18 protein-coding genes and 4 pseudogenes are annotated in these 18787 nt (G+C 72.9%); 12 read left to right on the top strand and 10 right to left on the bottom strand.

Features of this window, described 5'->3' with window-relative positions; genetic code table 11:
- The first annotated feature begins 20 nt into the window (after window positions 1–20).
- Complete coding sequence (locus I6J71_RS21030) at window positions 21–1235, top strand: GNAT family N-acetyltransferase (protein ID WP_204096257.1); 1215 nt, start codon at window positions 21–23, stop codon at window positions 1233–1235.
- 5 nt (window positions 1236–1240) lie between these two features.
- Here I6J71_RS21030 and I6J71_RS21025 read toward each other — a convergent pair whose 3' ends face one another.
- Window positions 1241–2185 carry a 5'-3' exonuclease gene (locus I6J71_RS21025; protein WP_204096256.1) on the bottom strand — a complete coding sequence of 315 codons (945 nt, stop codon included), beginning with the start codon at window positions 2183–2185 and terminating at the stop codon, window positions 1241–1243.
- Window positions 2186–2296: 111 nt separating this feature from the next.
- Between I6J71_RS21025 and I6J71_RS21020 the strand changes: the two genes are divergently transcribed.
- Genes I6J71_RS21020 through I6J71_RS21005 form a run of 4 tightly spaced genes read left to right on the top strand, consistent with a single transcriptional unit; the run spans window position 2297 to window position 5423 of the window.
- Window positions 2297–3184 (top strand): NAD(P)H-binding protein, encoded by an 888-nt coding sequence (locus tag I6J71_RS21020; RefSeq protein ID WP_204096255.1) that lies wholly within the window; start codon window positions 2297–2299, stop codon window positions 3182–3184.
- Complete coding sequence (locus I6J71_RS21015) at window positions 3184–3795, top strand: CPBP family intramembrane glutamic endopeptidase (RefSeq protein ID WP_204096254.1); 612 nt, start codon at window positions 3184–3186, stop codon at window positions 3793–3795. The genes I6J71_RS21020 and I6J71_RS21015 overlap by 1 nt, the downstream gene beginning before the upstream one ends.
- Window positions 3796–3831: 36 nt before the next feature.
- On the top strand, window positions 3832–4974 hold the full coding sequence (locus tag I6J71_RS21010; RefSeq protein WP_204096253.1) for a Xaa-Pro peptidase family protein: 1143 nt from the start codon (window positions 3832–3834) through the stop codon (window positions 4972–4974).
- A complete protein-coding gene (locus I6J71_RS21005; RefSeq protein ID WP_204096252.1) occupies window positions 4971–5423 on the top strand; it encodes an Lrp/AsnC family transcriptional regulator in 453 nt (150 codons plus the stop codon). Before I6J71_RS21010 ends, I6J71_RS21005 begins: the two co-directional genes overlap by 4 nt.
- A gap of 40 nt (window positions 5424–5463) precedes the next feature.
- On the opposite strand, the gene I6J71_RS48560 is transcribed toward I6J71_RS21005, so the two are convergent.
- The 5 genes and pseudogenes from I6J71_RS48560 to I6J71_RS48555 all read right to left on the bottom strand — a co-directional run.
- Complete coding sequence (locus I6J71_RS48560) at window positions 5464–5679, bottom strand: zinc-binding dehydrogenase (RefSeq protein ID WP_239155117.1); 216 nt, start codon at window positions 5677–5679, stop codon at window positions 5464–5466.
- 108 nt (window positions 5680–5787) lie between these two features.
- Window positions 5788–6429, bottom strand: coding sequence for a hypothetical protein (locus I6J71_RS21000; protein ID WP_239155115.1), 642 nt, complete (start codon window positions 6427–6429; stop codon window positions 5788–5790).
- A gap of 39 nt (window positions 6430–6468) precedes the next feature.
- A pseudogene (locus I6J71_RS50910) lies at window positions 6469–6930 on the bottom strand (transcriptional regulator); the annotation flags it as partial.
- 232 nt (window positions 6931–7162) lie between these two features.
- Window positions 7163–7231 (bottom strand): annotated as a pseudogene (locus I6J71_RS50905) (hypothetical protein); the annotation flags it as partial.
- A 473-nt stretch (window positions 7232–7704) separates the two neighbouring features.
- Window positions 7705–7776: pseudogene (locus I6J71_RS48555) on the bottom strand (hypothetical protein); the annotation flags it as partial.
- An 833-nt stretch (window positions 7777–8609) separates the two neighbouring features.
- Here I6J71_RS48555 and I6J71_RS20985 point away from each other — a divergent pair.
- From I6J71_RS20985 to I6J71_RS20975, 3 genes are read left to right on the top strand one after another with little or no spacing between them, the layout of a single operon-like run.
- On the top strand, window positions 8610–8900 hold the full coding sequence (locus I6J71_RS20985; protein WP_204096251.1) for a hypothetical protein: 291 nt from the start codon (window positions 8610–8612) through the stop codon (window positions 8898–8900).
- A gap of 20 nt (window positions 8901–8920) precedes the next feature.
- Entirely contained in the window at window positions 8921–9148 is a 228-nt protein-coding gene (locus I6J71_RS20980) for a hypothetical protein (RefSeq protein ID WP_204096250.1), read from the top strand.
- Complete coding sequence (locus I6J71_RS20975) at window positions 9135–9434, top strand: hypothetical protein (RefSeq protein WP_204096249.1); 300 nt, start codon at window positions 9135–9137, stop codon at window positions 9432–9434. Before I6J71_RS20980 ends, I6J71_RS20975 begins: the two co-directional genes overlap by 14 nt.
- Window positions 9435–9440: 6 nt before the next feature.
- On the opposite strand, the gene I6J71_RS20970 is transcribed toward I6J71_RS20975, so the two are convergent.
- From I6J71_RS20970 to I6J71_RS20960, 3 genes are all read right to left on the bottom strand, one after another.
- Entirely contained in the window at window positions 9441–10520 is a 1080-nt protein-coding gene (locus tag I6J71_RS20970; protein ID WP_204096248.1) for a GDSL-type esterase/lipase family protein, read from the bottom strand.
- A gap of 234 nt (window positions 10521–10754) precedes the next feature.
- A complete protein-coding gene (locus I6J71_RS20965; RefSeq protein ID WP_239155113.1) occupies window positions 10755–11972 on the bottom strand; it encodes an RNA polymerase sigma factor in 1218 nt (405 codons plus the stop codon).
- On the bottom strand, window positions 11973–12320 hold the full coding sequence (locus tag I6J71_RS20960; protein WP_204096247.1) for a YciI family protein: 348 nt from the start codon (window positions 12318–12320) through the stop codon (window positions 11973–11975). It abuts the gene before it with no gap.
- Window positions 12321–12744: 424 nt separating this feature from the next.
- Here I6J71_RS20960 and I6J71_RS20955 point away from each other — a divergent pair, with 424 nt between their 5' ends.
- The 4 genes and pseudogenes from I6J71_RS20955 to I6J71_RS48545 all read left to right on the top strand — a co-directional run.
- Window positions 12745–13977, top strand: a complete 1233-nt coding sequence (locus I6J71_RS20955) for a S8 family serine peptidase (RefSeq protein WP_204096246.1) — start codon at window positions 12745–12747, stop codon at window positions 13975–13977.
- A 108-nt stretch (window positions 13978–14085) separates the two neighbouring features.
- Window positions 14086–14706, top strand: coding sequence for a hypothetical protein (locus I6J71_RS20950; RefSeq protein ID WP_204096245.1), 621 nt, complete (start codon window positions 14086–14088; stop codon window positions 14704–14706).
- A gap of 563 nt (window positions 14707–15269) precedes the next feature.
- Window positions 15270–16001, top strand: coding sequence for a serine hydrolase (locus I6J71_RS48550; RefSeq protein ID WP_239155112.1), 732 nt, complete (start codon window positions 15270–15272; stop codon window positions 15999–16001).
- Window positions 16002–16196: 195 nt separating this feature from the next.
- A pseudogene (locus I6J71_RS48545) lies at window positions 16197–16379 on the top strand (peptidase S12); the annotation flags it as partial.
- Between the two features lie 147 nt (window positions 16380–16526).
- Here the strand turns inward: I6J71_RS48545 and helR are convergent.
- Complete coding sequence (gene helR, locus I6J71_RS20940; protein WP_204096244.1) at window positions 16527–18701, bottom strand: RNA polymerase recycling motor ATPase HelR; 2175 nt, start codon at window positions 18699–18701, stop codon at window positions 16527–16529.
- Window positions 18702–18787 lie beyond the last annotated feature (86 nt).

The raw sequence follows: 18787 nt of genomic DNA, 5'->3' as shown, positions 1-18787 counted from the left end.
GAGCTTGGTTGGATCGCCGCATGAGCGACTTCTCCGTCCGGCCGATCACCGAAGACGAGCGCCGGCCCACGTTCGACTTGCTGCTGCAGGCACTGCACTCGCCGCTGCCGTCGGACGATGCGTGGGCGCAATTCGGAGATTCCTGGGCCGCGCCTGGGAAGTTCGGCGCCTTCGCCGCCGACCGTCCGATCGGGATCGCCAGCGGGTTCCCCACCAGGATCGGCGTTCCCGGCAGCGCAACGGTGTCCGCGACGGCGGTCGACGGGGTCGGCGTGCGCGCGGACTGGACCCGCCGCGGTGTGCTCACCGCGCTGATGTCCGCGCAGCTGACCGATCTCGCGGCGAGCGGCACTACCATCGCGTGCCTGCACGCCAGCGAAGCCGTGATCTACGGCCGGTTCGGCTACGGCCCAGCCGCGCTGGGCGCGACCGTCGAAGTCACCCGCCCCGCGCATCTGCGCGACGGCGCCGCGTCCGGCGGGGCCGTGCGCCTGCTCGACCCGGACGAGGCGCGCGACCTGATTCCCGCGCTGTACCACCGGATCGGGCTGCACCGGCCGGGCATGATCGCCCGCCCCGCACCGTGGTGGCCCATCGCGCACAACCGCCGCGTCACCCGAGACGGCGGCTACCGCGTGGCCGTCCACACCGGACCCGACGGCGACGACGGCTTCGCGCTGTTCACCAGCCTGGATCAGACCACCGCGGCCGACCCCGAACGCGGAGCGCTGCTCGACGTGCGTGACCTGCACGGGGCGAACCCCGAAGCGATCACCGCGCTGTGGGGGTTCGTGCTCACGATCGACCTCGTCGCAACGGTGCGCGCCCGCTACCGGCCGGCCGACGAACCCGTCGCGGCCCTGCTCACCGACTACCGGCGCGCCCGCACCACCGCCCTCGAAGACGACCTGTGGGTGCGGCTGGTCGACGTGCCCGCCGCACTGGCCGCCCGCAGCTACGGCGCCGCGCAGCCGGTGGTCCTCGACGTTGCCGACCGGCTGCTGCCGGCCAACGCCGGCCGCTACCGCGTCGGTCCCGAAGGCGCCGAACGCACCGACGCCCCCACGGACTTCCAGCTGGACGTCGACACCCTCGCCATGCTCTACCTCGGCGAGTGGCGCGCGACGACCCTGGCCCACGCCGGGCGCATCACCGCGGCGGACCCGGCGGCGCTCACTCGCGCCGACACGCTGTTCACCACCGGGCTGCGTCCCTGGTGCGGCACCTACTTCTGAGCCGCCTACTCCTTCGGCAGCGCCGCCAGCAGCCGCTTGACGGAGTTGCCCAGGTTCCACCGCTCGGCCAGCTCCACGACCCGGTCCGGGTCCGCGGGGCTCGCCGGCACCGCGTCCGGCCCGGACTGCGCCACCTCAGCGTCGACGGCCACCCGCACGACCTTCGGCGCCACGGCGAGGTAGCCGGCCGCGTCCTTCAGCTTCAGCCGCATCTTCAGCGGCAGCCGCGAATCGCCCGACTCCGCGGCTGCGACGAGGTCCTCCAGCGACCCGAACTGCGTGATCAGCTTCGCGGCCGTCTTCTCGCCGATCCCGGCGACCCCGGGCAGTCCGTCCGAGGGGTCCCCGCGAAGCGCGGCCATGTCCGCGTACGCCGGACCCGCGTTCTCGGCCGGCACAGCGTAGCGCTCGGCGATCTCCCGCTGTCCCAGCACCTCGGCCTTCGCCCAGCCCTTGCCCACATACACGACCGAGGCCGGGGTCGGCGTCGCGCGCACCAGCTGGAACAGGTCGCGGTCACCCGTGATGACCTCGACCGGCACGGCGGTCTCGCGCGTCGCGAGCGCGCCGATCACGTCGTCGGCCTCGTAGCCGGCGGCTTCGGCCGTGGCGAACCCGAACGCGGCCAGCACGTCGAGGATCACCGGCACCTGCGGCGTCAGGGTGTCCGGCACCTCCTCCACGTCGGGCGAACCGTCACCCGGCTCGGCGACCCGGTGCGCTTTGTAGCTCGGCAACAAGTCGGTGCGGAACTTCGGGCGCCAGTCCGCGTCCAGGCACGCGACCAGCCGCGAGGGGCGCCGGTCGGTGAGGATGCGCGCCAGCGTGTCGGTGAAGCCGCGCACTGCGTTGACCGGCGTGCCGTCGGGCGCGGTCATCGAATCGGGCAGCGCGAAGTACGAGCGGAAGTACAGGCTCGCGGAGTCGAGGAGGGCGAGTGGTCCGGTCACGGGCCCAGCCTGCCACGTCCGGCCACCGCGCACGGCACGTGACGCGCCGCCCGGTTTCCGCCCGCCCGTCTCGGGTATCCCCGCGGCAGGAATCGAGGAGAGGGGAGCGGCGTGCGCGTACTGGTCACCGGGGCGTCCGGCTTCGTGGGCAGCCGCCTGGCCGAGTCGCTGACCGGTGCCGGGCACGACGTGCGGGCCATGACTCGCAACCCGGGCGGCTACCGCGGCGCCGGGGCCGCCGTGTACGGCGACGTCGACGACCGCGCCTCGCTCGAGCAGGCTCTCACCGGAGTGGAAGCGGCCTACTACCTCGTGCACTCGCTCGACGCGCGCGACTTCGAACGGCGCGACGCCGCCGCGGCCCGCGCGTTCGCCCACGCTGCCCGCGACGCACGCGTGGGCCGCATCGTCTACCTCGGCGGGCTCGGCCAAGACTCCGACCAGCTGTCCGCGCACCTGCGCAGCCGCCGCCAGGTCGAGCACCTGCTGGCCACCACCGGCGTGCCGGTGACGGTGCTGCGCGCCGGGATCGTGATCGGCCACGGTGGCATCTCGTGGGAGATAACCCGCCAGCTCGTGGAGCACCTGCCCGCCATGGTCACCCCGCGCTGGGCCGGCACGCGCGCCCAGCCGATCGCGATCGCCGACGTCGTGCGCTACCTCGCGGGCGTGCTCGAACCCGCCGCGGCCGAAGGGCGGACGTTCGAGATCGGCGGCAGCGAACAACTCGCCTACCTGGACATGCTGCGCCGCGTCGCGCGGCTCGAAGGCCGCCACCCCGTGATCCTGCCGATCCCGCTGCTCACCCCACGGCTCTCGTCCTACTGGCTCGCGCTCGTCACCGACGTCGACGTCGCCACCGGCCGCACGCTCGTCGACTCGATGGTCAACGAAGTGGTGGTGCGCGACGACGCCATCCGCGACGTCGTACCGTTCGAACCCATGGACTTCGACTCCGCGGCGCTGGCGGCGCTCGCCGAACGCGCCCGGGCGGCCTGATGCGCCGCCGGCTGCTGGCCGCGGTCACCGCGACCGGGACCGGCCTGCTCGGCTGGTCGCTCTCGACCGAACCGGGCTCGCGCCGTTTCCCGGTGCTGACCGGCGCCGTCGCCGCCACCTGGTTCGCGGGTGGCTTCGCCGCCGGGCCACCCCCGCGTGGGCGGTCCCGCCACCCCGTCGCCGGACCGGTCGCGCTCGCGGCCGGCGCGTTCGGCGTGTTCTACGGCTGCGCGCTGCTTGCACGGCGCATCCCGACGCTCTCGCGCGCCCTGTCCGGGGTGCTCGCCTACGCCCACCGCGGCTGTGGGCCGGCGGTCTACGCGGCCGCCCTGGTCACCGGGGCGGCCGAGGAGGTCTTCTTCCGCGGCGTCTTACAAGGCTCGGTCACCCGCGCCCCGGTCACCACGTCGACCGCCGTGTACGCGCTGTCCACTGTGGCCACCCGCAACCCCGCGCTGGTGCTCGCGTCGATCGGGATGGGCACACTGTTCGGGCTGCAGCGCCGCGCCACCGGCGGGATCCAGGCGCCGCTGCTGACCCACCTCGTGTGGTCCGCGCTCATGCTCACCGCGCTGCAGGCGCTGTTCGAAACTCCGGCCGCGCCCGGGTGACGGGCAGCCGCGCACGCCGGTACTAGGCTCAGCCGCATGTCGCGCCGATCCCTCCACACGCCCGCTCCGGACGCCGCCGCGCTCCGCGCCCGCCTTGACCGCGCCGCGCAGGCGGCCGCCGCCGCGGACACCGATGCCCTGCTCATCGCCCCCGGATCCGACCTGCGCTACCTGCTCGGCCAGGCGGGCGGCTCGTTCGAACGGCTCACCACGCTCGTGATCCCCGCCGACGGCACCCCCGCCCTGGTCGTGCCCAAGCTGGAGGCCCCCGGCTACAGCGACGTCCCCACCGCCGACCTCGGCGTCGAGGTCGTGACCTGGGTCGACGGCGACGACCCGTACCGGCTCGTGGCCGACCGGCTCGGCAAGCCCGCCCGCGTCGCGGTCAGCGACTTCACACCCGCCCTGCACGTGCTCGCGCTGCGTGCCGCCCTCGGCGACGCCGAGCAGACCCTGGCCGGCCCGGTCGTGCGTGAGCTGCGGATGCGCAAGGACGCTACCGAGCTCGCCGCTCTGCGCGCCGCCGGCGCCGCGATCGACCGCGTCCACGCCCGCGTCGGCGAATGGCTGCGCCCCGGCCGGACCGAAGCCGAGGTCGGTGCCGACATCGCCGCCGCGATCGTCGAGGAGGGCCACGTGGTGGCCGACTTCGTGATCGTCGGCTCCGGCCCCAACGGCGCCAGCCCTCACCACGACGTGTCCGAGCGCGTGATCGAACGTGGTGACGTGGTCGTCGTCGACATCGGCGGCCCCCTGCCCGAGGGCTACAACTCCGACTCCACCCGCACCTACGCCGTCGGCGAACCCCGCGACGCCGACGTCGCCGCCACCTACGCCGTGCTGCAGCAGGCCCAGCAGGCCGCGGTCGACGCGGTCCGCCCGGGCGCCACGGCCGAATCGATCGACGCCGCCGCCCGCGACGTGATCGAGGCCGCCGGCTTCGGCGAGTACTTCATCCACCGCACCGGCCACGGCATCGGCCTCGACGTGCACGAAGAGCCCTACATCATCGCCGGCAACACCTTGGCGCTCGAACCGGGCATGGCCTTCAGCGTCGAGCCGGGCATCTACCAGCCGGGCCGCTGGGGCGCCCGCATCGAGGACATCGTCGTGGTGACCGAGACCGGGGTGGAGGCCGTCAACAGGCGGCCGCACGAACTCGTCGTGCTCGACGCATGAGCGGCCCCCTCGAACCGCTCGACCAGGCGATCGTCCGGGAACTCGCGGCGGACGGACGGCGCAGCTTCACCGACCTCGCCGAACGCGTCGGGCTGTCCGTGTCCGCCGTCCACCAGCGGGTGCGGCGCCTCGAACAGCGCGGCGTGATCCTCGGCTACACCGCCCGCCTCGACGGCGAGCAGATCGGCCTGCCGCTCACCGCGCTGATCTCGCTCACCCCGAACGATCCCGCCGCACCGGACGACTACCCGCAACGTATCCAGCACATCACCGAGATCGAGTCCTGCTACTCGGTCGCCGGCGACGAGTCCTACATCCTGCTGGTGCGCGTCGCGTCCCCGCTCGGGCTGGAGGACCTGCTGCGCCGGATCCGGGAAGCCGCGAAGGTCTCGACCCGCACCACGGTGGTCCTCTCGACCCCGTTCGAGGGCCGGTCGCCGACGCTGTAGCCACGGTGGTGGTGCCCTCCTCAGTACGGGCACCACCACCTCAGCGCCCGACCTCCAGGACGATCTTGCCCGTCGTGGCACCGGTTTCGAGGCGGCGGTGGACGTCGGCGACCTGTTCCCAGGGTACGGTTTCCACTTGCACCCGCAGGTCCCCGCGCGCAGCGGCGGCCACCGCGCGGCGCAGCGCGCGCCCAGTCTGCACGGGGCGCGCCGCGGCGAACGCGGCGAGGTTGAACCCGGACACCGTCTTGTTCAAAACCACAGCTCGTTGGCCGGCATCCCGACGTCGTCGGCGCCCGAGGCGTTGCCCATCACGACCAGGCGGCCCAGGGGCGCCAGCCCGTCCGGCGCGTGCCGTCCCCGATCATGTCCACGGCGATGTCGAACTCACCGGCCCCGGGGAGCCGGTCGCGCAGCACGACCTCGTCGTAGCCGAAGCCCCGGGCGACGTCGATCTTCGCTGCGCTGCCGACAGTGCCGACGACGCGGCCCGTCCCAGCAGCCGCGCCGCCTGACCCGGCTGGCTGCCGACCCCGCCCGCGGCGGCGTGCACCAGCACGCTCTCCCCGGGCTCGATCCGCGCGATCCGGTCCAGCACGAGCGAAGCCGTGGTGCTGTTGGACGGCAGAGCGGCTGCGAGAGCGGGCGAGAGGCCGACGTCGTCGAGCGGGACCACCAGATCCGCCGAAGTGACCGCCACTTCGGCGGATCTGGTGGCCTCGACGATGGTCAGTGCCGCGACCGGCTGCCCGGCCCGCAGCCCGTCGACACCGGGGCCGAGGGCGCGGATCCGGCCGGCGACCCGAACGGCAGCGGCACGTCGACCATCCCCCGCCGGCAGAGGACCTCGGCGAAGTTCGCGCCCGCGTGGGTCACGTCGAGAGACACCTGGCCGGGGCCGGGTTGGGGGGACGTCGAGTTCGGCGAAGCGCAGTACCTGCGCGGTGTCGAACTCGGGAATGGTGATCGCCTGCATCCGCGTGCTGGTCGCCGTGGTGGGGTTCATGGCACTGATCCTGCGGTCCCGGCGGCGGGGGAGCCAGTGTCAGCTCGTGGTGGGTGTGCCACCACCAGGCACCGCGCGCATCAGTTCCTCGAGGCGCTCGGCGGTGCCCGGGCGCGGGTCGTGCAGGACCAGGTGGTGCCCCGGGTGTGCCGGCACGGGGAACAAGGGCGCATCGAACTCCAGCAAACCGGCCCGCGGGTGGTCGACCGTTACGACCGCGCTGGTGTGCGCGGCGGCGTCGTGGCGCGCCCACAGCGCGGCGAAGTCGGGACTGACCTCGGCCAGATCCGCAGCGACGCGGTCGAACTCGGGATCGTCGGGATACCGCGCGGCGTCGGCGCGGAACCCCGCCACGACCTGGGGGGCGGTCTCGGCCCAGTGCCAGTGCACCGCGCGGTAGCGGGCGTTGGTGAAGAACGACACCAGGCAGCTGTGGTCGGTCTCGCCATAGCCGAACACCACCCGCGCGGCCTCGTTGACCACGGCGAAGTTCCAGTGCCGGTCCCGCACGTACCCAGGCCGCGGCGCGCACGCGTCCAGCAGCCGCTGCAGCTGCGGCGAAGGCGGCACCGACGGCGCGGCGTACCGCTGCGGCGGGTTGAGCCCGGCGAGCCGGTACAGGTGAGCCCGCTCGACCTCGTCGAGCAGCAACGCCCGCGCCACCGAGTCCCAGGACGTCGTCGGACACCTTGATGTCGCGGCCCTGCTCCAGCCACGTGTACCAGGACACCCCGACCCCGGCCAGCACCGCGACTTCCTCCCGCCGCAACCCGGGCGTGCGCCGCCGCCCCGCGTCGGGCAGACCGACGTCAGCCGGTGTGACCCGCTCGCGGCGGCTGCGCAGGAACTCCCACAGCTCGGCGCGGCGCCGGTCCCGGCAGACGGACGGTTGTGCTCACGCACCCACCCTAGAGCGGCGGGCCGCCGGTCACGGTGAGGCCGGGCTGTTCGGCCGCACGCGCCGCGGGCGGGCCGGTCAGGAACCTCGCCAGCGCCGGCCGGGTGGCCGTGACCGTCACGTCCGGATCGCTCGTCTCGCCCCGGGTCAGCCTCCAGCGTTCGCCCGTCGAAGGCGAGCACGTGGGCTTCACCGGCGACGCGCACCAGCCAGCGCACCGGGCCGATCGCCGCGCCGGCGTCCTCGAGCGTGAGCCGCAGCGCCCACAGCAGGTGCTCCGGATGCGTCGGTTCGTCCGGCTCGGGTGGCCGCAACGCGTTGCGCAGGCCCCACCGCGCGAGCTGCTCCAGCACCGGGACGAGCTCCTGCCCGGCGGGCGTGAGCCCGTACCAGACCTCGCGCCGCCCCGGCTCGCGGTCGGCGACGACGATCCGCTCGTGCTCCAGCACCCGCAGCCGCTGGGTCAGCGTCTTGGGGGTGATGCCGCCCAGCGTGTCCGCCGTCCGAACACCAGGAGCCCGAGGTTCCCCCTGCTCACCTGCCGGCGCGGTTGGTGCCCGCCGACAACCCCTGACGCCACCGCACACCGTCTCGCCGGCGAGGGCACCGCCCTGCGCTGGCGCGGCGACTACCCCCACGCGAGACGGCCGCTCACCGCCCTGGGCCGCCGCCTCGACCGGCACCAGCCCCGCCCGGCCGACGACCCGGCCGAGGCCTTCCACCGGCACCGCCGCGCGCGCCGGCACCGCGCCCGGGTGCTCAGCCACCTCCTGGTCGCCCTCGATGCGGACTACGGTTTCGACCTGCGCCGCGCCCGGACGTCCGCGAAGCGTGCCGGGAGGCTTTCGGCCCCGCTGAGGGGCCTCGGCGCTGCCCCTGAGCGAACTGCTCGAGGCCCTCGGCGCCCACCAATGGCACGCCTGCGCGGGATACCGGTCGCAGCGCTGGGCGAGCGAATCTACCCCCCACTACGGCGTCTTCTAGCCGATCAGGAGCGAGTAAGTCGACCTCGTCGCCCGGACGCCGTTACCCGCGCGGGTGGGCACCGCGTTCGGCACCGGCACCAGGGCGCTCGCCGCCGTGCTGGCCCGGCGCGGGGCGGATCGTCGCCACCGACCGCAATCCGCGCGCGCTCGACTGCGCGCGCGACAACGCCACCCGGCTCGGCCTCGCCCACCTGATCGAGATCGAGGTGGCGGCCCCCGCCCTCTACCCGGCCTGAAGCGCAGACCTCGTCCTCGCCAACCCGCCGTCGCTGCCCGAGAACCCGGTCTCGGCCCTGGTGGAAGGTGTCTACGACCCGGGCAGCCGCATGCTGCACGGGTTCCCGACCGCGTTTTGCGCCCACCTGACACCCGGAGGCGAAGGCCGGCTGGTGCTCTCGGACTTCGCCGAGCACCTCGGCGCGCGCACCCACGCCCAACTGCTCAGCGGCATCGACGGTGCCGGCCTGCGCGTGGCCACCCGGCTCGACACCGCACCGCGGCACGGCAAAGCGGCCGACCCGGGCGAACCCCCTGCACGCCGCCCGCGCCGGCGAGGTGGTGTCCTCGTGGCGCCTCCGACCGCCTGACGGCTGGTACGATAAAAGGTATGGCAACACGTAAGGTGACACTTTCGCTCGACAGCGGTGCCCTCGAGTTCGCCGAGCGGGCCGCTCGCGCGCACGGGATCTCAGTCTCCTCCTGGCTGTCGAAGGCGGCCCGGCGCGAGGCGGTCAGGACCGGCTACACGCCGCAGCGGACGCCGGTGAAGCCGGCGGCCGAGGCGGACGAAGCGGAGCGTTCGGAGGCCGAAAAGGACATGCGTGCGCAGGGGTGAAGTCTGGACGTACCACCCCCCGACCGAACCGGCCCGGGAACGGACGGTGGTGCTCCTGTCCTCCGACGGGGTCAACGAGTCCGAACGCCCCTGGCTGCTCGGCACTGAGCTGCTCGAGCGCGACCCACAGGACATCCTGGGTGTGGCGATCGATGCGCGCTACTGGGTGTCCACCCTCAACCTCACCCGCCTGTACCGGCCGTGGCTCGCCGAGCGGATCGCGGAGATCGACCACGAGGTGCAGGAGCACATCGACGTCGCGCTGCGGGCCGCGCTGGACCTCTGAGCGGGGTCAGCGGCTCAGGATCTCCGGCACGGCGTGCAGGTTGCCGTCCGGTCCGGCCAGGCACGTGGCGTTGCCGTCGCGGACCGCGAGGAACTCCGACAGGCAGTCGGCGATCGCGGCGTGGCCGGCGGCGTTGGGGTGGAACGACTCCTGCAGCGCGTGCTGCGCCCGGTCCGCCTGACCCAGGTCGTTCAGGTGCAGCGTCAGCCGCGTGAACCACTCCGAGGCGGGGTCGGGGCCGCCGCTGCACGCTTCGTGGTGCTCGCCCGCGCGCGCCAGGTCGAGGAACCGCGCGCCCGACTGCACGGCCGCCTGCTTCAGGCCGGCCGACAGCGTGGTGATGCCCGTGGTGGAGATCCACTGCAGGTCGTCGGTGCGGAACGGGCAGCCGTTGAGGTTCTGCAGGTTCGCCGGGATGTCCGGGGCGACGGGGGTGGCGTAGGACTGCAGCACCAGCTGGTAGTCGGCCGGCACGTACCCCGCCTGTGCGAGCACCTTCTTCACGTCGCCGACCGCGTTGACGACCTTCGGCACCATTGCGTCCACTTTGGATTTCCAGGTGGTTCGAAGGGCCGAGCTGCACGACGGCGCGCCCGCGGTGAACCAGGCCTTGAAACACGCGGACACCTGCGCGGAGAACTGCGGGTCGTCGTTGGCGCCGACGGCGATCACCACGGCCGCGACCCGGTGGTTCTTGACCACCGCGGCGAGCTGCTGCGCCTGCGACGGCTCGCCCCACTGCTTCACCCCGCCCAGCGCCACCTGCTCCGCGGGCGCTCCGGAGCACGCCAGGTTCACCCGTGCCGTCACACCGGGGATCCGGACCTTCTGCACGAACGCGTCGGCCGAGCGGTGGCACCAGTCGCCGTTGCGGCCGTCGGTGTCGGGTGTGTAGTGGCCGGCGCCCTCACCGGATACGGTGCTGTCGCCGATCGCCACCACCGTCAGCGGGCCCGTGCCGGGCGGGCCCTTGCGCGGCAGTGGCAGCCCGTTCTTGCTGCCGGGGCCGGAGAACACGAAAAAGCCCACGAGCACCGCCACGCAGGCCAGGACCAGCGCCCCCCACCACCACCGGAATCGTCGCATCGCCGCCCGAGTCTAGCCAGCACCGTGAGAACCCGGAGGCTCCCTGGCCCACGCTGGGACGTCGGTCACCACCCCGAAAGGAGCGGAGGCCGCGCACGGGCAGGAGACGGACGATCGCAGCGGCCGGCGGTCCGCGGTGACGGCATGCGCGCCACCGGCTCGCCGCGCACGCGGTGACCTGTCCACACTGGACGGTTCTGTGCCGCCGGCACACCGCGAGGTGGACCGGCGCGCTCAGCCGAGCGCGGCGCGTTTGCGTTCCAGCAGCGTGCGCTCCGCCACGTTTCCGGCGAGGTCGATGGCCCGGGTGTAGGCCTCGGCGGACTCCGCGGTGCGGCCGAGCCGGGACAGCAGGTCGGCGCGCACGGCGTGGAACAGGTGGTACCGGGTGAGAGCCAGCCCGTCCACGAGCGCCAGCGCCGGTCCGGGGCCGTCGACCTCGGCGATCGCGATGGCGCGGTTGAGTGCGATCACTGGCGTCGGAGCGAGGGTGAGCAGGTGGTCGTAGAGCTGGGTGATCTGCCGCCAGTCGGTGGCTTCGGCCGTGGCCGCGTCGCTGTGGACGGCGTTGATCGCGGCCTGCAGCTGATACGGCCCGGGCCGGTCGCGGCGCAGGCAGCGGCGCACGAGGTCCTGGCCTTCGGTGATGAGCGTGGTGTCCCAGCGAGTGCGGTCCTGGTCACGCAGCAACACGGCTTCGCCGTCCTCGCTGGTGCGGGCGGGGCGACGGGCTTCCACGAGCAGCATGAGCGCCAGCAGGCCCAGTGCCTCGGGTTCGTCGGGCATGAGGTCCGCGAGCAGCCGGGCGAGCCGGATCGCCTCGGCGGCCAGATCAGGCCGGCCCAGCGCGGGGCCGCTGGTGGCGGTGTGGCCTTCGGTGAAGATCAGGTACAGCACCGCGAGCACGGCGCTGAGCCGGGCCGGCAGGTCGGCATCGGACGGCACGCGGTAGGGGATGCCCGCGTCGCGGATCTTCGCCTTGGCGCGGGAGATACGCTGCGCCATCGTCGGCTCCGGCACGAGGAACGCGTGCGCGATCTCGCTGGTCGTGAGCCCGCCCAGCAGCCGCAGGGTCAGGGCGACGCGAGCGGTGAGGGCGAGCGCCGGGTGGCAGCAGGTGAAGACGAGCCGGAGCCGTTCGTCGCGCACGGGTCCCTCCTCGATGGGTTCGGCGCGGGCGTGCAGCAGCGCGGCCTGGGCGTGCCGGTCCGCGCGGGCGGCTTCGCGGCGCAGCCGGTCGATGCCGCGGTTGCGTGCGGTCGTCACCAGCCAGCCGGCCGGGCTCGGCGGCAGTCCCTCGCCCGGCCAGCGGCTCGCCGCGACGGCGAAGGCCTCCTGCACCGCGTCCTCGGCGAGGTCGACGTCGCCGAACACCTTCACCAGTACGGCCACGGCGCGGCCGTACTCTGCGCGGAACACCCGCGCGAGCACGGCCGCATCCACAGTGGACACCTACTCGGCACCCAGGAAGGGCCGGACCTCCACGGGCAGCGTGGTGATCTCCGCGATCCGCCCGGCCCAGCCGAGGGCGACGTCGAGGTCGGGCGCCCGCACGATCGTGAAGCCGCCGAGGTGCTCCTTGCCCTCGGTGAACGGGCCGTCGGTCATCAGCACGTCCCCGTCTTTTGCGCGCACGACAGTGGCGGACGCGGCCGCGTGGAGGCCGCCGGAGAACACCCACGCGCCGGCGGCGCGCAGTTCGGCGTTGAGAGCCTCGAGCTCGCCGCTGATCCTGGCGAGCACGTCCGCCGGGGGCGTGGGGCCGTCGGGCTGGTAGACGCTGAGCAGGTACTGCTTCATGGCTCGATCCTCTCCGGAAGTGGGTTCGCCCTCTACACGAACGGCGAATGCCCGCTTCGACACCGTGCGGCCGGAAACCGGACGACCCTCCACGAGGAGAGCCGTCACGCCGGCTCACGGTGTCGCTCAAGACGCGGGTTCGATCATCCACGTCGTCGGCGAAACCGGTGCCGAATCCCGTCGGGCACGAACGCTGCCGAATCTCGTCGGCTACCGGCAGCGGCGCGGTCTGCGACCCGGACCACCGGTCGGAATCGTTGCAGTTCACGCCAAGGTAACCGCGCCGCCGTGTGGGGTCATGTCATGGCGACGGCTGTCTGCATCAATCTGGATACGGTGTGGAAATTTCTTTCATTCAGAGGGGTGACCCCGAAGGGGTTGCGTGGCACCATTCGCTGTCACTGAGTGATCGGAGGTGGCCGCGATGGTGCGACTGAAGTCCCTGACCCGGGTCTTGGTGGCGTTCGTGCTGGCTGTACCGCTCGCCCTGGCCACCTCGAGCAGCGCGGATGCCACGTCGCGCCTCACCGGTGGCCTGGTCGATTTCGGGTGCGCCACGCACGGGCAGCTGCACTGCCTGGGCAAAGCGATCAAATCCCCGAAGGGGCCCGGGCCGAAGGTGGTCTCGACCCCGGTCGGGTACGGCCCGGCGGAAATCCGTTCCGCCTACGGGCTTTCCGGCTTGCACGGCAGCGGCCGGACCGTCGCGATCGTCGACGCGATGGACGCGCCGACCGCCGAGAAGGATCTCGCGACCTACCGTGCCGCGCGTGGCTTGTCGCCGTGCACGACGGCCAACGGCTGCTTCCGCAAGGTCAACCAGCACGGCGCGGCGAGCCCGCTGCCGAAGCCGGACTACGGGTGGGCCGAGGAGATCAGCCTCGACCTCGACGCGGTGTCCGCGACCTGCCCCGACTGCCACATCCTGTTGGTGGAGGCCGATTCGCCCGACACCGACCCGCTGATGACGGCTGTCGACACCGCCGCGGCAACCCCGGGCGTCGTGGCGATCTCCAACAGCTACGGCGGCGCGGAAGATTCCACGATCAAGGCGGCGGACGCGCACTTGGACCACCCGGGTATCGCGATCACCGCGTCGTCGGGTGACTCGGGCTACGGCGTGAGCTGGCCGGCGTCTTCGCCCTACGTCACGGCGGTGGGTGGCACGACGCTGACGAAGGCCGTCGGCACCACGCGCGGCTGGAGCGAGTCGACGTGGTCGGGCAGCGGCAGCGGGTGCTCCGCGCTCGAGCCGAAACCCGCGTGGCAGCACGACACCGCGTGCGCGAAGCGGACTGTCGCCGACGTCGCCGCGGTGGCCGACCCGAAGACCGGCCTCGGCGTGTACGACACCTACAACAGCTGCGGCGGCGGCGCGGCGTGCGACCTGCTGCTGCAGCTCGGGCTCGCGCAGGGCGCCGATGGCTGGGTGCAGGTCGGTGGCACGAGCCTGTCCTCGCCGGTCGTCGCGTCGATCTACGCGCTGGCCGGGAATTCCGTGACGTCCGGAGCCCAGGCGTACGCGCACCCGGGCGAGTTGTTCGACGTGGTCTCGGGCAACAACGGCAAGTGCGGTGGTTCGTACCTGTGCACGGCCGGCCCCGGGTACGACGGGCCGACCGGGCTGGGCACCCCGAACGGCGCGGGCGCTTTCTAGGGTTCCGGGGTGAAATTCGGCCCGTTGTGACCTCCTGAGGTGCCGGAGGAGGGTTGGGGGTACCGGTGGCGTCACCGGGGCGCCGCCCCTTCCGGCAGGAGGTGGACCGTGTTCGCGCGTTCCACGACGATCCAGATCCGGCAGGCGTCGATCGACGACGCGATCACGCACGTCCGCGACTCGGTGCTGCCCGAAGCGCTCGCCACCGACGGCTGCGTCGGCCTTTCGATGCTGGCCTCCCGCAACGACGGCCGGTGCATCGTGACCACAGCGTGGCGGTCGGAAGAGCTGATGCACGCCAGTGCTCAGGCGATGGGTGTGGTGCGCCAGCGCGTCGTCGACATGTTCGGCGGTGAGCCGACGGTGGAGGAGTGGGAGATCGGTCTCGTACACCGCGAGCACCGCGCCCACGACGGCGCCGCGGTGCGGGCGACCTGGTTGCGCGTGAAGCCCGAGCAGCTCGACCGGGTGGTCGACATCTTCAAGATGACGACCCTGCCCGCACTCGCCGAGTTCGACGGGTTCGCCAGCGCCAGCCTGATGCTGGACCGCTCGGCGGGCCGGGGCGTGGCTTCGATCGGTTACGACAGCGCGGACGCCATGCGCCGCCTGGCCGAGAAGGCTTCCGCGCTCCGCACGGCGACCCTGCGCGAAGCCGGTGCCGAGCGGCTGGACACCCGTGAGTTCGAGCTGGCAATCGCGCACCTGAACGTGCCCGAGATGGCGTGAGCGGTTCTCTTGCACCGGCGGGCTCGGCTCATCCGGAGCCCGCCGTGGGAACCAGTGACCGACGGCTGTGACCCGCTGGACCGGACCCGCGCACCTGGTCGTGCGCGCGCCTCGATCGGCAACGGTCACCTCGAACTCGACCGGGTCCGGCTGACCACCCCGTCGCGCGCTTACCGCGCCGGCGAACCTGACGCGGCGCGGCGGGCGTGGGGGGGTGAAGCGGGCCCTGGCGGCCGGCACGCGCGTGCCCGCGGGCCGGATCCGGCAGCGATACCAGGACTTCGCTCTGGCGCACCTGAGTCGCCGAACACGTCGGACCCGCGCCGGACCCGAAGTCCCGCGCTGCCGACACTCTCGCTGCGCTGTCGCTCGCTCCGGCCGTCGCCGCCGCCCTGGCCGCCGGTTGGTGCGCTTGCGGCCGACCGGAAACGAGAGCTGCGGTGGCACAAGAACCTGACCGCCCCTGTCGGGGTGCTCGTCGGCTTTGTGCGGAAAGGTCCGGACAAAGATCGGCTGAGCATGTGGCAGACCGCCCGCGAGAAGCTGCCCTGATCAGCATTTCCGTGTTCACCGAGGCGGTGAATCAATCACCTGCTTTCCGCGCCCATTCCGGGAGATTCAGAAAACATATTGGCTCGACCAATTCACGCGGCTACCGTGGTGCGATGATGTCCCGGCGTGCGGTTCTCGCCAGTGCCACGATGGCCGCGGCGGGTGGTCTGATGGGGGCGGCTCCGGCCGCGATGGCCGGGGGCCGGCCGCGCGTCGACGATGAGTGGCGCGGTGCGGTCCGGCGGTTGCACGACAGCCCGGACGAGCCCGCGGTCGTCGTCGCGGTCGGGCGCGGCGCGGAGCTGACGGTGTACACCGCAGGGTCTTCGCAGCTGGGCACGCGGCGCACACCCCGGACAGAGGACCACATGCGGGTCGCGAGCGTGGCCAAGGCGTTCAGCGGAGCCGCCGTGCTCGCGCTCGTCAGCAGCGGCCGGCTGTCGCTGGACGCGACGATCGGGCGTACGGTGCGCGGGCTGCCCCGGCAGTTCTCGGACGTGACGCTTCGCCAGCTGCTCGGCCACACGAGCGGCATTCCCGATTTCAGCGGCACCGGCGAATTCCGCGACACCGTCGTTGCGAACTTGCTGAATCCGCCGCCGCCGCGAGAATTACCGTCGTTCGTCGCCGACGCTGATCTCGCGTTCCGGCCGGGCAGCCGGTACGAGTATTCGAACTCCGACAACATCGTCGTGGGGCTCATGTGCGAGGCCGTGACCGCAGCCGCTACGAAGACGTGCTGAGCCGGTGGGTGCTGCGGCCGCTGGGCCTGCGCGACACGATCCTGCCGCGCGGCGCCGCGATGCCGGCGCCGTTCCTGCACGGCTACGACACCACCGGTTCCGGCGCACCCGAGGACGTGACGAGCACGATCGCCGACCGGGTGGAGCTGGGCCTCCGGCGGAGTCGTCTCGACGCCGGCGGATCTGGTGCGGTTCATGCGCGGTTACGTCGGCGCCTTGACCGACCGCAAGACCCGCGCGGCCCGGTTCCGGTTCCGCTCGGGCGGTTCCGAGCCGCCGGGCCCGGGCACGAACTCCGCGGGACCGGCGCTGTTCCGCTACGACACCCGGTACGGCACCGTCTACGGCCACACCGGAAACACCCCGGGCTACACGCAGTTCACCGCGGCGACGCCGGACGGGCGGGGCGGTGTCGCGGTGTCGATCACCGCGCAGATCACCCCGACGACCGGGCCGCCGCTGTTCGGGCGGCTGCGAGAGATCTTCGAGCTCGCTGTCGGCGTGCTGCCCTCCCGCCCCTGGCCCCTACCCGCCGAGCGCCGCGAGCGCCGGCGGCAGCGGATCACGGTGCAGCACCGCGAGCCGTTGCGTGGCGCGGGTGAGGGCGACGTAGAGCTCGGCCGCGCCACGCGGGCCGTCAGCGAGGATCCGCGCCGGATCCACCACCAGCACCGCGTCGAACTCCAGGCCCTTCGTCTCGGCCGCCGGTGTCGTGCCTGGCACCCCCGGGGGACCGATCACGACGCTGGTGCCCTCACGCCCGGCCTCGTCGTGCGCGAACTCCTCGATCGCGGCGGTCAGTCCGGCGTCGGTGACGGAGCGGGCCCAGGGCCGGATCCCGTTGGCGCGCACCGATTCCGGCGGGTTCGCGCCCGGGGCGAACCCGGCCAGCACGCCGGCGGCGACGGCCATGATCTCCGCGGGTGTGCGGTAGTTGACCGTCAGCGAGCGGTAGAGCCACCGGCCCGGCACGTACCGGTCCAGCATCGCGCCCCACGAGCGCGCTCCGGCCTCCGACCGGCGCTGCGCGAGATCACCGACGACGGTGAACGAACGCCCCGGGCACCGTCGCATCAGCACCCGCCAGTCCATTTCGGACAGCTCCTGCGCCTCGTCGACCACCACGTGCCGGTAGGTCCAGTCCCGGTCCGCCGCGGCGCGCTCGGCCAGCGACCGCGTGTCCTCCTCGACGAACCGGCCGGCCAGGTCCTGGCCGTAGAGCAGGTTCTCCGCGGCCAGCAGCACGTCCTCGTCCTGCTCTTCCCGATCGAGCTTGAGCTGGTCCAGCACCTGGTCGGCGTAGGCGGCTTCGGCGCGGCGGTCCCGTTCGGCCGCACGCTCGGCCGCGGTGTCGGCGGCCTTGTCCCGGCCCAGCAGGTCGACGAGTTCGTCGAGCAGCGGCACGTCCGCCACCGTCCACTCGGCACCGTGGGCGCGCCCCAGCGCCGGGTCGGCGCCGGCCGCGCGCAGCCGGTCGGCCGATTCGTACAGCGGCGCCAGCAGGGTTTCCGGCGTCAGGATCGGCCACAGCTCGTCGACGGCCGCGGTGAACCGCGTGTCCTCGGCGAGTTCCTTGAGCAGCGTCCGGCGCAGGTCCTCCCACTCGTCGCGGTCCTCGCGCGAGAGCCAGCCGCGGCCGATGCGGTTGATCGCCCGCTCCGTGAGCACGTAGGTGACGATCTCGGTGAACACCGCCCGTGCCTCGTTGTGCGGCAACCCGCTCGCGCGCGCTTCCTCGATCGCCCACTGCGCGGTTTCGGCGTCGATCCGGACCGTGACACCGCCGAGGTCGATCGGCACGGGCTCGCCCGGTACCCGCTGCCGGTCGGCGATCGCTGCGGTGAGCACGTCGAGGATCTTCAGCGAGCCCTTCAGCCGCGTGGCTTCCGGTGTGTCCTCGGCCGTGACGCGCAGCCCGGGCACGAGTTCGCCGGTCGTCGTGAACACCACGTCGGTCTCGCCCAGCGACGGCAGCACCCGGCCGATGTGGGTGAGGAACGCGGGGTTCGGCCCCACGACGAGCACGCCGTGGCGTTCCATCCGCTCCCGCTGGGTGTAGAGCAGGTAGGCGACGCGGTGCAGCGCCACCACCGTCTTCCCGGTCCCCGGCCCGCCTTCGATCACCAGCACCCCGGGGTGCTCGAGGCGGATGATCTCGTCCTGCTCGGCCTGGATCGTGGCGACGATGTCGCGCATGCCCTCGCCGCGCGGCGCGTTGACCGCGGCCAGCAGCGCGGCATCGCCGCCCTCGCCGGCGCCGGGCCGGCCGAACACCTCGTCGGTGAACCCGGCCACGGCGCGCCCGCGCGTGTGGAACTGCCGGCGCCGCCGCATCCCCTCCGCGGTCGCGCCGGTGGCTGTGTAGAACGGGCGAGCTGCGGGCGCGCGCCAGTCCAGCAGCACGGGCCGGTACTCGTCCTCCTCGTCGAACAGCCCGATGCGGCCGATGTAGGACGTTTCGCCCTCAACGGTGTCCAGCCGGCCGAAGCACAACCCGTTGTCGACCACGCTCAGCCGCCGGACTTCCCGGTCGAGCGCGCGCACGGACACGTCGCGTTCCATTACCGAGCTGCCGTCGGCCCCCAGCGCCTTCTCGTATTCGTTCTTCACCCGCGCGCGCTCGGCGTCGAGCCGCGCGTACAGCCCGGCGACGTAGTCGCGTTCGGACCGCAGTTCCCGTTCGTACCCCTCAGCGGACAACAGACCCCTCACCATCACCCCGGCCCGCTCCTGCGGTCGTCGTTTCCGCAGGTCGCGGGCATCAGGACGGTGATTGTGCGGCATCA

The organism is Amycolatopsis sp. FDAARGOS 1241, assembly GCF_016889705.1.
GTDB lineage: Bacteria > Actinomycetota > Actinomycetes > Mycobacteriales > Pseudonocardiaceae > Amycolatopsis.
This window is presented reverse-complemented; position numbering and strand designations above follow the sequence as displayed.

Excerpts from the sequence above, each read along its gene's own strand:
- I6J71_RS21000 (WP_239155115.1), bottom strand. The coding sequence starts at position 6,429 with ATGAACCCCACCACGGCGACCAGCACGCGGATGCAGGCGATCACCATT.
- I6J71_RS20970 (WP_204096248.1), bottom strand. The coding sequence starts at position 10,520 with ATGCGACGATTCCGGTGGTGGTGGGGGGCGCTGGTCCTGGCCTGCGTG.
- I6J71_RS20960 (WP_204096247.1), bottom strand. The coding sequence starts at position 12,320 with ATGAAGCAGTACCTGCTCAGCGTCTACCAGCCCGACGGCCCCACGCCC.
- I6J71_RS21010 (WP_204096253.1), top strand. The coding sequence starts at position 3,832 with ATGTCGCGCCGATCCCTCCACACGCCCGCTCCGGACGCCGCCGCGCTC.
- I6J71_RS20955 (WP_204096246.1), top strand. The coding sequence starts at position 12,745 with ATGGTGCGACTGAAGTCCCTGACCCGGGTCTTGGTGGCGTTCGTGCTG.
- I6J71_RS21030 (WP_204096257.1), top strand. The coding sequence starts at position 21 with ATGAGCGACTTCTCCGTCCGGCCGATCACCGAAGACGAGCGCCGGCCC.
- I6J71_RS21015 (WP_204096254.1), top strand. The coding sequence starts at position 3,184 with ATGCGCCGCCGGCTGCTGGCCGCGGTCACCGCGACCGGGACCGGCCTG.
- I6J71_RS21005 (WP_204096252.1), top strand. The coding sequence starts at position 4,971 with ATGAGCGGCCCCCTCGAACCGCTCGACCAGGCGATCGTCCGGGAACTC.
- I6J71_RS20980 (WP_204096250.1), top strand. The coding sequence starts at position 8,921 with ATGGCAACACGTAAGGTGACACTTTCGCTCGACAGCGGTGCCCTCGAG.